Here is a 13,751-nt window from a genome sequence, read left to right as displayed (position 1 = left end):
TCAATAAACTGTATACTCAGCATATTAAACTATCTGCACTCCAAACAGAACAACAAAAAGCTATCCAAAAAGCATACAGGAATTTGCCTGTCATCCAAATTGAGATTCCGGACTGCAAAACCGCATATTGGAATGCATAGCCGAAAAACCGGTATAGCTTAGCTTTTTGGACAGCTATTCAAACGTTTCACCTTACTCTTCCAGTCCTTTCAGAATTTTCATTTTCATTTTCCGAAGATGACTGATGCTGGTGTCATACCAATCAAATCTGAAAACCATATTATCAATGATTTCTTTAGCAAGTACTGGATTCTTTTTCTCCAACATCTGTAGCAACGTATAGTCATTAACGCCGTCACGCATAGCTTCCAGCCGGATTGATCCGTATAGCTTGTGATATCCAGGATATACAATCCAGGAGTCTCCTGCAGGAAGAATATTGCCACCTTCACTATTGATACCTGTTGTTTCCCTGTACGGATCATCATTCCAATAGTTAAGTCCCCAGTGCAAATAGCCATCTATCCCATATTTATAATTGATCCAATGCAGTAACCGAGTTTTAATCAAAGGCTGATCCAAAAAGCGGTTTGCGTAATTATCCCGGGGTGACAGACAAGTGTAGAACCATACTTCATCATCTTTCTTAAGACGTTCTTTATAAAAACTAAAATCTTTACTTAGGAAATCCAACTGCGGCACCCATAAATCGATTGTTTCTGCAAGATCTTTACTATGACAGGCCTCCATTATTCTGAAATCAGGAACGATAGATTTGACATAAGTAGCAATATCAATGTATGATTGCTTATTATCTCCTGTTGGTTCATCCGCAATATGCTGAAAGTAAATAGCAGAAAGTCCCCTTTTCTGCAAATGTTCTTGTAATGCGAGAAAGAATGCCTTGTAAAACTCTTTTGCTTTTGGATCCTGAATAGCGACATTTTCAAATTTTACACTATCGGATTCCGGGACAGGTACACGGACGACAAAGGAGCTTGCCCAATCTCCGGACCGCTGGCCAATGTGTCCCCCTTCTATACGTCCCAATACACCTGCCTTTTTAAAAATCTCTACTGTCTGATCAAAATGTCTGAAGTCAATTTTCCAATTTCCTTTTTCCAATTTATAACTTGCAAGGTCTAATGGCGAGATCAAAACTACATTCTGACTATATTCGGACATCTTATTCGCAAAGACATTTATTATTTTCCAATACGTTTCGCTATATGGCTCCACTTTATTCCCGTTATTCATCAACTTTAACCTGTCAGCACTCAAACTGTACCAATTGGTGACCCATAATTTCTGCGGTCCAAGGGTGACATTATGCACATGAATATCAAAATCTTTCTCCACACTTTTACCCTCTGCAGTCATGCTGAGCTTAACCTTGTATGTACCGGTTTTTGTAGCCTCATCTATTGGAATGCTAATGTAATATGGCTGTGCAATTCCCGCTTTCAGATCCAGAGCCTGTCCTTCCATAATCGGATCAGGATAATATCCGGAGGAAGAAATCAAGCGATCTATTCCTGCATTCGTATACTGCCTGTCAGCATGCACATAGCCTACCGGTCCGGACTTGATTCTTTTTGTTGAAAGACCGTCTGCAACAACAGTAATATTAACATTTTTGATATCTTGAGTACTTCTCAACAATACCTGAGCACTGGCCCATTCTCCTTTAGCTACATGAACCTCTTTAAAGGTATCAAAGGGATATACAGTCTCCGGCAATACCTTTTCAAGCGGATCGAGCAGCATTGCAGAAAACTGCTGAGCGAAGGATTGAAAAGAGCAAAACATGAGCAGCGAAACAACTGCCAGTAACGATTTAAGTTTCATAATTTCCTTTTATTAATATGGATAATAAATTCACAATTCAGGATCTTCATATCGAAATTATCAGGCAGAAAAAAATTTCCGCCTGATAAAATTCAACTTTCTACCAACCTGGATTTTGTTTAATTTTAGGATTAAGGGTAATCTGATCCAATGGAATCGGAGATAAATAATCACGATCCAGTTTAAATTGGAATCCATTCTTTAATCCGGCTATGTTCTGGTAATATTCTATATAGCCCTCTGCATCTACAGGTAAACTTTTGACTGCGGTAGAGGTGATTTCCGGAATTCCGGCAACTTCCCATTGCGCACGTTTTGCACCTTTGGGTTTCCGTCCGGCGAGCTTCGTTTCCATTGCTGCCCATCTGAACAAATCATCAGCTCGGTATCCCTCTGCAGCAAGCTCAATACGGCGCTCACGACGTATCTCATTGAGCAACGGACTTATATTTTGAAATTCTTGATTGGGATCTGGAGTAATATTTCCAAGATTGAGATCAGGCATATTGACCCGTCTTCTCAGCAAATTAATACTTCGATCCAGATCAGCCTGTGTAAGCTGCCCCAATTCCGCTTTTGCCTCTGCATATATGAGATAAGCTTCCGCAAAGCGGAAAATAATCTGTCCCGTGGTACCTAGATCCTGTTGTTGATTGTAGTCCGGATTATGTCCTTTATATAGCTGATATCCCGTAATTGATTTATTTTCATTTGCAACCTCAAAGGACGGATATTGAAATACTACGGGAGCCTGTCCGTTTGGTCTGTTATTCGTCAGTATATGCTGGCCGTCATTGACATAGATGGTTTGAGCTAGACGCGGATCCCGATCTGTTACCACATCTGTCAGCGTTGCATCACCTTTGTAAAGCGCACTTACAGCTATCGGTTTACCGTCCTTACAGAGGTAGGCATCTATCAGATCTTTTGTCAACCCTCTGCCGGCACCTGAATTTGAATACCGATGCCACCTGTGTCCCAGATTAAGAGCAAGACTAAAAGCACGCCAAAGCATAATCTCATTGTTAGCGCTATAGTTTACCTGATTAAACAGATTCCAGTAAGCATTTGGATCAGTCCCGAATGGAGTCAAAGCATAGCCTCCCGGATTGTCCAGTAATGCTGTAGTAACAGCTGCTGCCTTTTCCAGATATTTCTTACCATCAGATCCCTGTACAGCAAAAGGAGTCCCTTGTTGGTAGCGTTCCCATGTTCCTTCATAAAGGGCTATCCGCGCCTGAAACAACATAGCTGTTTCTTTGGTAATTCGCGATGCCTCCGCAAGTCCTTTGCTGGGAAGATAACTCACAGCCTTATCCAGATCATTCATAATAGAATCTACCACAACATTCCTTGGTAAGCGTTCGTTAAATACTTCCGGAGAAGAAGGTGTTAACGGCATATTCAGCCAGGGCAAATCACCAAAGGTCTTGAGTTTGGAAAAATAAAAATAGGCTCTGAAAAACAATGCTTCCCCAACATAGGTCTTCATATTGTCAAAAGGTTCCTGAACACGGGAGTAATTAGCGAGGAAATAGTTAACATTACGAAGTTGACTCCAGTCCGAATATGCACCATATCCACCCTCACTGCCAGGCACCACACGCTCGCCGTTCAATGCCGAATTATAACTCACGGCTATCATATTATCACTGCCATCCGCATCCAGACTATAGATCCCCATACTACCCCAGCCATTATAATTAGGCAGCATATTATTGTAAAAGTTATTGGCATATAACTTCAAATCGTTTGAAGTTTTCCAATAATCAGCGTCACTGATATTGGTTTCGGGAGTTTGATCCAGAAGATCTTTCTGACAGCTACTTAACAAAGTAAATCCCAAAACAGTCCATATTATTAATTGAATACGTTTCATTTCAAATGTGTTTAAAGTTAAAAGGAGAAATTGATACCCGCCGAATAGGTCCGCTGCAAAGGATAAATCTTGGAATCACTTATAGAGAGTTCAGGATCCATTGTTTTGATCAGACTAGTCACTGTAAACAGGTTCTCTACCCCAAAATATAACCTTGCTTTACCGAAACCGATTTTATCAAGCCACTCTTTTGGTAAAGCATATCCTACCTGCAGATTTTTTAATCGCAGATAAGCTGCATTTTGCAGATATCTTGTCTGTGTCTGTGTATTTTTTCCATTTTCATCCGTCAGGTAAAATTTAGGAAAATAACCATTCGGATTCTGCTCACTCCATCTGTCCATGTGCACATCAAAAGGTGAACTTTGCCACTCATCACCTGTAATCCCCCAGAAATAGTTAGAACCTATCCATGCATCCCGTTTGCCTATACCCTGAATAAAAAAGGACAGGTCAAAACTTTTATAGTTCAAATCACCTGTAAATCCGAAAGCATAACGTGGCGTATTGTTTCCGATAACACTACGATCACCCGGGTTAGAAACCGTATTGCTTCCGAAATCTATCTCTCCATTCCCATTCAGATCCACATAACGTACATCTCCCGGTTTCCACGTCCGGGCAGATATTTTTGTCTGCGGAACAGCAGCATCTATTTCAGCCTGATTCTGGAATAATCCATATGTGGTATATCCCCATATTTCGCCCATAGTCTGCCCTGCATACCAGGTATTGAGAAGTCCTGTCGGATTCGGATATCTGGTCACCTTACCTTTATAATCGCTCAGAGAAAGACGAGCTCCGTAACCTACTTCTCCAATTTTATCTCTCCAGCTCAGGCTCAGTTCCATACCTCTTGTTTCCATAGCGGCATTATTGACTGTCGGCGGAGTAGCTCCCAGAGTACCTGGTAATGCTTGCGCCGGTCCGGCAAAATCATCTGCTTTACGAATATACCAGTCAAATGAAGCATTCAGTTTATTCTGTAAAAAGCTCATATCCGCCCCGATGTTGAGTGTAGTAGTCGTGACCCAGGTCAGATCCGGATTAACAAGCTGAGGAGGTGTGACTGAAGCTTGCTGGTTACCTCCGAAAAGCCAGTTGGTATTTGGAGGACTGGATGTCCCCATATTTGGATAAAAGGGATACCAGACAGGATTATTCGGATCTGTGTCCAAAAATGCCTGATCACCAAGTGCTCCGTACGAACCCCGAAGTTTAAATGCAGAAACGGCTGGCAGCAGCGGTTCAAAAAATGCTTCCTTATCCAGGTTCCATCCCAACGATACACCCGGATAGAATTTCCATCTTACATCTCCAAGGAAACGGGAAGTACCGTCATAGCGCCCGTTAAATTCAAACAGATATTTTTGCTTGTAGTTGTAGTTGACACGTCCGAAAAATCCGTCAGAAGCTATTTTTCGGATAAAATCACTTATAGAGGGTGCTGGTCCGTAAGTACCTGATAAGGACGGAATATTATCTGAATACAACTGGCTGTTACTTGCTCCATATCTTTGAAACTCTGTATAATCACGTACAAAACCACCCATTACACTAAAAAAATGATCGTCGAGTTGTTTTTCATATTTGGTAAATGCATTAATAATATGATGTTGTATCCGGTAATTAGACCGGCTCAAACCATTCGGATAAGTTCCTCCGATCTGGAACTGTGACCCATCAGGACGGAGAGAATACAAAGTTTTGGTATGGGAATTCTCATCCTGAAAAGACGCATCAAAAGTATAGTTTGTTGTGGCAGTCCATCCGGGTGCCAGTTTGAAAACAAATTCACCTGTTAATAATGCCTTGTCCAGTGTGGATTTTGTCCTTCCGCCATCTAGATGTAATAGCACATCACTGGATTCTGAAAAATTGCCATCAGGATTATATAGCGGTACTGTTGGCCATTTTCTGGCAATCTGATGCATATAGTTACCTCCGGTCTTCCCACTGTAAGTATTAGGTGTATTCGTGAGTTCCTTGGAGAAACTACCTCTCCAGCTAAAATCCAGCCACTTGGCAACCGAGGTTGTTATATTCGTGCGGACATTGAATCTTTTATAGTTGTCCACACCATAATTATACATCCCTGCCCGGTCATTGTAACCCAATCCTACATAGTATGTGGTATTTTCGGAGCCACCGGAGACACCGACATTATGCTGTTGACTAAAAGCTAAATCTTTGAAATAGATTTTAAACCAATCGTTATTGGCATTACCGGCATTCCAGGTGTAATATTCATTAGCTCCAGGCGCAGTACTTGCAATAGTTTCCGTTGTCAGAGATCCATTTTGATAAGCGATAATACGATCTATGGTTTCCTGATTGAAAATCGCACTTCTGCCTCCATTTAAAGCTGCTTCATTATATAAATTGGCAAAGTCCAGGGAATTCAACATCTTAGGAAGATTAATCGGTTGCGCCCAGCTCAGATTATTATTATAGGAAATTGCAGGCTTACTGCCTTTTTTACCCTGTTTTGTAGTAATAAGAATCACCCCATAAGGAGCACTTGAACCGTAGATAGCTGCAGATGCTGCATCCTTTAATACGGAAATATTCTCTATATCATCGGGATTTAGCGTGTTGATATCGCCTCCCTGTACACCGTCAATAACGATCAACGGAGATCCGGAAGTACCTAATCCGGTAAATCCTCTTACGTTAATGCTTTGTGTAGCATTAGGTGCTCCTCCACTGTTTCCGGTGAATACATTCAATCCAGGGAGCTGTCCCTGCAATGCCTGACTGACACGCGATATAGATCTGTTTTGAAGGACTTCCCCTCCGATCTGAGATACAGCTCCTGTTACTAAGGCTTTACTTTGCTTGCCGTAGCCGACCACAACGACTTCCTCCAGATCACTGACAGACGATTTCAATACAATCTGTATTGTTCCGGTACCGGAAATGATCTTTTCCTGAGGCGCATATCCTACAGCGGTAATCAGAAGCGTTGCATTTGCAGGCGCATTGATTCGAAATTCACCGCTTTTATCTGTAGATGCGGCTATAGATGTCCCTTTGACTTTAATAGTGACACCCGCAACAGCTTCTCCCTGTTCATTGACAATACGTCCGGAGAGTTCTTGCTGGCCTATTAAAGAATTAGTTATTCTTAGCGGATTATTTTTATCAAAAAGGCTTGATGTAGTTGACGATTCCATCAGGGATAGATTCCTATCACTTGCATAAGAAGTATTTGCAAGTAACAATAAGGAAAATCCCCATGAAAAAACTTTTTTTTTCCGAATACTGACCTTATAGCCATATCCGGAGGAATAGTTAGGTGCTTTCATTTAGAACTAGATTTAACAGGTTATTGATACTACTGTTTAGCTGTTAAAATAGATCCAAGTTTGTGTGAAATTGTAATTCAGAACAGGCTGTCTAATGCGTAAACAGCGCTAAAAGTTTACCTCCTTTCATAAGTTTGATTTATCATAAAGATAGGTGGCTTTGTAAGACCAGATATCTGTAACAGGTTTATTTGTAATCATAAATATATTTAAAAAAGTTTACAATAAAAAATTAATTATCGATTTAGCAGCATAAAAAATCGTGCATAAAACTAAAATATCTTAAAAAAGTTTAATATTAATAAACTCTTAACATTTTAAAAATATAAGTTGAAATAAACAAATGTTAAAGGATGAATACTTTTTAATTTTTTATATTTCTTACTTTTACGCTATGAAAGAGCAACCCAACAATCCATTACACGGAGTTCGGCTAGATACTATTATTGAATATCTGGTTGATCATTTCGACAGCTGGGAAGGTCTGGGCAGACGTATTCCAATTCGTTGCTTTAATGAAAACCCCAGCCTGAAATCTTCTCTTACTTTTCTGCGGAAAACACCTTGGGCGCGGCAGAAAGTAGAAGATTTATATGTACAGATTACCAGTAAAAAATAACATAACTTTCTGTAGTCATTAAAGCCTTATTTGTTGGTATTTTATTTCATCGACTTACCAATGCTACAGGATAATTAGCTTGTGAATAGCAGATTATCGTTGAAGAATGTCTACCTTTGCAGCCATGAAAAAAATTGCAGACTACAGAAGACTTTTGGACGTAGATAAATCGGTTGATCTTAAAACATTAAAATCGACTTACAGAACGATAATGAAAGAATGTCATCCGGATAAATTTGTGAATGATGAAGAGGGAAGAATTGCCGCTGAGATCAAAAGTAAAGAAATGATAGAAGCATATCATTTCCTAGTAAGCATCTGCCCGGAAACAATTGAAAATCAATTACCTATATACATTGCGACTATTACAAACTCTGCTATTGCCGATTTTGACTGGAAAGCACAGGTATTGGTTATTACTTTTCATGATGGAAGTCAGTATGAATATTTTGGTGTAGCTAAGAACGATTATATTAAGTTTATTAATGCCGATTCTCCGGGACGTTTTGCAAGAAGACATATTTTTCATTCCTACCCGTACAGAAATGTATTGAAGACTTCTGAACCAGTTTAATTACCCTGTAATTCAGAATTTCAAAATTCATAAAAAAACACCTTTTAGAAAACTAAAAGGTGTTTTTTTGACATATTCCCTTCAAAAAATTTATTAACAGACAATCTGCGTTTATCCCTCTTACTACGCTGGATACTGTTTGCAATAACACCATCTCAACTTAGAAATCCTGAATTCAGCAAGAAAAAAAAAAACACATTAGACAACAAAAAGGCTGTAAAGGAAGTGCTACAAATTAAAGAACAGTATGTAGTTATATCTCTTCTAAAAAGACACAACATTCATTTAAACAAAATGAAACGTAGCTAGTGTACTACACTTGTTTTTCCCGTTTTCTTATACTTTTTATCTCCTCTATCTTCGCAAAAAATAGATTTTAAGAGAGATAAAATACCTGTATAAGAAAAGGTACAGATCTGAGGAAGGTTTCCATTATTAACATTAATATGAAAAAGCAATTATTATTATTTCTACTATCGTGTTTTGCAGTAGCAACAGGATATGCGCAGCAAAAAATCGGAGATGGATCAATCACCGGTGCATCCAATCTGCCAAATAAAGATGCCATACTTGAGCTTTCAAGTAAATACAAAGGCTTGCTTTTTTCCAGAGTAGAATTACAATCTACTACTAATCCGGCTCCATTACAGAGTAATCAGCATGTACCGGGTATGATGGTATACAATACGGCAAAGGTCGGCGATGTTTCTCCTGGTATATATTATAACGACGGAAACAAGTGGATTCCTGCCGGTAACTCTTCGGGAGCTATTAATATTACCTACAATCCTTCTACGTTTGAGATTTCATTTATAGATTCAAATGGGAATCCCGTAACGATTAATCTTAAAGATGTGGTTAAAGCTAACGAAACACTGACTACATTGGCATACGACAATGCAACCAAGATTCTGACCTACATAGATGAGAAAAATCTGCCGACTACGATCAACATCAGTTCATTGGTAACAGGTAATGAAACACTGACTGTACTCACTTACGATCCGGCTACAAACAAACTCACCTACAAAGATGAAAAAGGTGATGATAATATTCTGGACATCAGTACCCTGGTCAAAAACAACGAAACACTCACTACACTGGCATACGACAATGCAACCAAGATTCTGACCTACAACGATGAGAAGGGCAAACCAACCAATATCAACATCAGCTCACTCGTGACTGGCAATGAAACACTGACTGTACTCACTTACGATCCGGCGACAAACAAACTCACCTACAAAGACGAAGCAGGAACTATTAATACACTCGATATCAGCAATCTGGTTAAGAACAATGAGACACTGACTACACTGGCATACGATAATGCAACCAAGATTCTGACCTACACTGATGAGAAAAATCTGCCGACTAATATCAACATCAGTTCATTGGTAACAGGTAATGAAACACTGACTGTACTCACTTACGATCCGGTGACAAACAAACTCACCTACAAAGACGAAGCTGGAACTATTAATACACTTGATATCAGCAATCTGGTTAAGAACAATGAGACACTGACTACACTGGCATACGATAATGCAACCAAGATTCTGACCTACACTGATGAGAAAAATCTGCCGACTACGATCAATATCAGTACACTCGTGACTGGCAATGAAACACTGACTGTACTCACTTACGATCCGGCGACAAACAAACTCACCTACAAAGACGAAGCTGGAACTATTAATACACTTGATATCAGCAATCTGGTTAAGAACAACGAGACACTGACTACACTGGCATACGATAATGCAACCAAGATTCTGACCTACACTGATGAGAAAAATCTGACGACTACGATCAATATCAGTACACTCGTGACTGGCAATGAAACACTGACTGTACTCACTTACGATCCGGCGACAAACAAACTCACCTACAAAGACGAAGCAGGAACTATTAATACACTTGATATCAGCAATCTGGTTAAGAACAATGAGACACTGACTACACTGGCATACGATAATGCAACCAAGATTCTGACCTACACTGATGAGAAAAATCTGCCGACTAATATCAACATCAGTTCATTGGTAACAGGTAATGAAACACTGACTGTACTCACTTACGATCCGGCGACAAACAAACTCACCTACAAAGACGAAGCAGGAACTATTAATACACTTGATATCAGCAATCTGGTTAAGAACAATGAGACACTGACTACACTGGCATACGATAATGCAACCAAGATTCTGACCTACACTGATGAGAAAAATCTGCCGACTACGATCAATATCAGTACACTCGTGACTGGCAATGAAACACTGACTGTACTCACTTACGATCCGGCGACAAACAAACTCACCTACAAAGACGAAGCAGGAACTATTAATACACTTGATATCAGTACGCTAGTCAAAAACAACGAGACATTGACTACACTGGCATACGATAATGCAACCAAGATTCTGACCTACACTGATGAGAAAAATCTGCCGACTACGATCAATATCAGTACACTCGTGACTGGCAATGAAACACTGACTGTACTCACTTACGATCCGGCGACAAACAAACTCACCTACAAAGACGAAGCAGGAACTATTAATACACTCGATATCAGCAATCTGGTTAAGAACAATGAGACACTGACTACACTGGCATACGATAATGCAACCAAGATTCTGACCTACACTGATGAGAAAAATCTGCCGACTAATATCAACATCAGTTCATTGGTAATAGGTAATGAAACACTGACTGTACTCACTTACGATCCGGTGACAAACAAACTCACCTACAAAGACGAAGCTGGAACTATTAATACACTTGATATCAGCAATCTGGTTAAGAACAATGAGACACTGACTACACTGGCATACGATAATGCAACCAAGATTCTGACCTACACTGATGAGAAAAATCTGCCGACTACGATCAATATCAGCTCACTCGTGACTGGCAATGAAACACTGACTGTACTCACTTACGATCCGGTGACAAACAAACTCACCTACAAAGACGAAGCAGGAACTATTAACACACTCGATATCAGCAATCTGGTTAAGAACAATGAGACACTGACTACACTGGCATACGATAATGCAACCAAGATTCTGACCTACACTGATGAGAAAAATCTGCCAACTACGATCAACATCAGTACACTCGTGACTGGCAATGAAACACTGACTGTACTCACTTACGATCCGGTGACAAACAAACTCACTTACAAAGACGAAGCAGGAACTATTAATACGCTTGATATCAGCAATCTGGTTAAGAACAATGAGACACTGACTACACTGGCATACGATAATGCAACCAAGATTCTGACCTACACTGATGAGAAAAATCTGCCGACTACGATCAATATCAGTACACTCGTGACTGGCAATGAAACACTGACTGTACTCACTTACGATCCGGTGACAAACAAACTCACCTACAAAGACGAAGCAGGAACTATTAATACACTCGATATCAGCAATCTGGTTAAGAACAATGAGACACTGACTACACTGGCATACGATAATGCAACCAAGATTCTGACCTACACTGATGAGAAAAATCTGCCGACTACGATCAATATCAGTACACTCGTGACTGGCAATGAAACACTGACTGTACTCACTTACGATCCGGCGACAAACAAACTCACTTACAAAGACGAAGCAGGAACTATTAATACACTCGATATCAGCAATCTGGTTAAGAACAATGAGACACTGACTACACTGGCATACGATAATGCAACCAAGATTCTGACCTACACTGATGAGAAAAATCTGCCGACTAATATCAACATCAGTTCATTGGTAACAGGTAATGAAACACTGACTGTACTCACTTACGATCCGGTGACAAACAAACTCACCTACAAAGATGAAAAAGGTGATGATAATATTCTGGACATCAGTACCCTGGTCAAAAACAACGAAACACTCACCACTCTCGATTACGACAACGGAACTAAAATTCTAACCTACACTGATGAGAAGGGTAAACCAACCAATATCAACATCAGCTCACTCGTGACTGGCAATGAAACACTGACTGTACTCACTTACGATCCGGCGACAAACAAACTCACTTACAAAGACGAAGCAGGAACTATTAATACACTCGATATCAGCAATCTGGTTAAGAACAATGAGACACTGACTACACTGGCATACGATAATGCAACCAAGATTCTGACCTACACTGATGAGAAAAATCTGCCGACTAATATCAACATCAGTTCATTGGTAACAGGTAATGAAACACTGACTGTACTCACTTACGATCCGGCGACAAACAAACTCACCTACAAAGACGAAGCAGGAACTATTAATACGCTTGATATCAGCAATCTGGTTAAGAACAATGAGACACTGACTACACTGGCATACGATAATGCAACCAAGATTCTGACCTACACTGATGAGAAAAATCTGCCGACTAATATCAACATCAGTTCATTGGTAACAGGTAATGAAACACTGACTGTACTCACTTACGATCCGGTGACAAACAAACTCACCTACAAAGACGAAGCAGGAACTATTAATATGCTTGATCTTAAAAACATGGTTCAAAATAATCAAAAAGTAATAACTGTTTCTAATGGAAGCAACACCACGGTAGCAGAAACTGTTACAGGTAATGCAACAGATTACAAAGTATCCGTAAATCCGGCAACAACATTAACAACCGGAGCTGTAAAACCCGGTACTGGATTATCTGTAACAGCTGACGGAACATTATCCGTAAACACCTCGGGTACAGGAGGTATTGGTAAAACATTAACTACTGATGGTATTATTACAGTGAATGCAGCAAATTCTTTGTCCGGTTCTGTTTTGACTGCCGCAGCTTTAAGTATTGCTGATGGTTCAATTACCTCTGCAAAAATAACCGATGGAACTATTGTTAATGCTGATATTGCAAACAGCACGATTACAGAAGGCAAACTAGCCAACGCAGGCGCCAATCAGGTGTTAACTACCAGTGCTACAGGGGTGCCACAATGGGTAAACCAAAACACTTTGGAACCATGGAGAGTACAAGGAACTTCAAACGGTGCAACTACCAATACAGATAATATTTATCAGACAGGAAATGTAGCCATTGGAGCCGGTGCAACTGCTCTTACAGGAGCAGATGCTACTGCCAAACTCTTTGTCAACGGAACAATTACTACAGCATCTTCTCTTTATGCAGATTATGTATTTGAAGATTATTTTGAAGGAGCTTCTAAGCTGAACAGCGATTATACATTTAAGTCTCTGGCCGAAGTGGAGACATTTATTAATGAAAACAAGCACCTTCCAGGCGTAACAGGTATTAAAGGCCTTACTAAAAACGAAAAAGGTGAATATATTTTTAATATTTCCCAGTTAAGTGTACAGATTCTGGAAAAAGTAGAGGAATTATACCTGCACACTATTGAACAAAAGAAACAATTAGATCTTAAAAAGCAGGAAATTGATTCACTGAAAGAAACTGTAAAAAACATGAACGAACGTTTGCAGCGTATCGAACAACTGTACGGAGAAAAGCCCGCTCACATTAATGAGTAAATGG

6 protein-coding genes are annotated in these 13,751 nt (G+C 39.8%); 3 read left to right on the top strand and 3 right to left on the bottom strand.

Annotated features, from left to right (window positions below):
• Positions 1–192: 192 nt before the first annotated feature.
• The 3 genes from I6J02_RS14985 to I6J02_RS14975 form a co-directional block, all read right to left on the bottom strand.
• Complete coding sequence (locus I6J02_RS14985) at positions 193–1,848, bottom strand: DUF4091 domain-containing protein (protein ID WP_201678653.1); 1,656 nt, start codon at positions 1,846–1,848, stop codon at positions 193–195.
• Between the two features lie 100 nt (positions 1,849–1,948).
• Complete coding sequence (locus I6J02_RS14980) at positions 1,949–3,727, bottom strand: RagB/SusD family nutrient uptake outer membrane protein (RefSeq protein WP_201678652.1); 1,779 nt, start codon at positions 3,725–3,727, stop codon at positions 1,949–1,951.
• A 17-nt stretch (positions 3,728–3,744) separates the two neighbouring features.
• A complete protein-coding gene (locus I6J02_RS14975; RefSeq protein ID WP_201678651.1) occupies positions 3,745–7,035 on the bottom strand; it encodes a SusC/RagA family TonB-linked outer membrane protein in 3,291 nt (1,096 codons plus the stop codon).
• A 394-nt stretch (positions 7,036–7,429) separates the two neighbouring features.
• On the opposite strand from I6J02_RS14975, the gene I6J02_RS14970 reads away from it, so the two are divergent.
• From I6J02_RS14970 to I6J02_RS14960, 3 genes are all read left to right on the top strand, one after another.
• Positions 7,430–7,654: a VF530 family DNA-binding protein gene (locus I6J02_RS14970; RefSeq protein ID WP_201678650.1), complete on the top strand. Its 225-nt coding sequence runs from the start codon at positions 7,430–7,432 to the stop codon at positions 7,652–7,654.
• A gap of 124 nt (positions 7,655–7,778) precedes the next feature.
• Positions 7,779–8,228: a KTSC domain-containing protein gene (locus I6J02_RS14965; protein WP_201678649.1), complete on the top strand. Its 450-nt coding sequence runs from the start codon at positions 7,779–7,781 to the stop codon at positions 8,226–8,228.
• Between the two features lie 446 nt (positions 8,229–8,674).
• A complete protein-coding gene (locus tag I6J02_RS14960) occupies positions 8,675–13,747 on the top strand; it encodes a beta strand repeat-containing protein (protein ID WP_201678648.1) in 5,073 nt (1,690 codons plus the stop codon).
• Positions 13,748–13,751 lie beyond the last annotated feature (4 nt).

It is taken from the genome of Sphingobacterium spiritivorum, assembly GCF_016725325.1.
Taxonomy (GTDB): domain Bacteria; phylum Bacteroidota; class Bacteroidia; order Sphingobacteriales; family Sphingobacteriaceae; genus Sphingobacterium.
The sequence above is the reverse complement of the archived record's forward strand: the minus strand, read 5'-3'. Positions and strand labels throughout refer to the sequence as shown.

What these genes read in the sequence shown, in the direction of transcription:
- I6J02_RS14980 (WP_201678652.1), bottom strand. Translation starts at nt 3,727, where the DNA reads ATGAAACGTATTCAATTAATAATATGGACTGTTTTGGGATTTACTTTG.
- I6J02_RS14965 (WP_201678649.1), top strand. Translation starts at nt 7,779, where the DNA reads ATGAAAAAAATTGCAGACTACAGAAGACTTTTGGACGTAGATAAATCG.
- I6J02_RS14975 (WP_201678651.1), bottom strand. Translation starts at nt 7,035, where the DNA reads ATGAAAGCACCTAACTATTCCTCCGGATATGGCTATAAGGTCAGTATT.
- I6J02_RS14960 (WP_201678648.1), top strand. Translation starts at nt 8,675, where the DNA reads ATGAAAAAGCAATTATTATTATTTCTACTATCGTGTTTTGCAGTAGCA.
- I6J02_RS14970 (WP_201678650.1), top strand. Translation starts at nt 7,430, where the DNA reads ATGAAAGAGCAACCCAACAATCCATTACACGGAGTTCGGCTAGATACT.
- I6J02_RS14985 (WP_201678653.1), bottom strand. Translation starts at nt 1,848, where the DNA reads ATGAAACTTAAATCGTTACTGGCAGTTGTTTCGCTGCTCATGTTTTGC.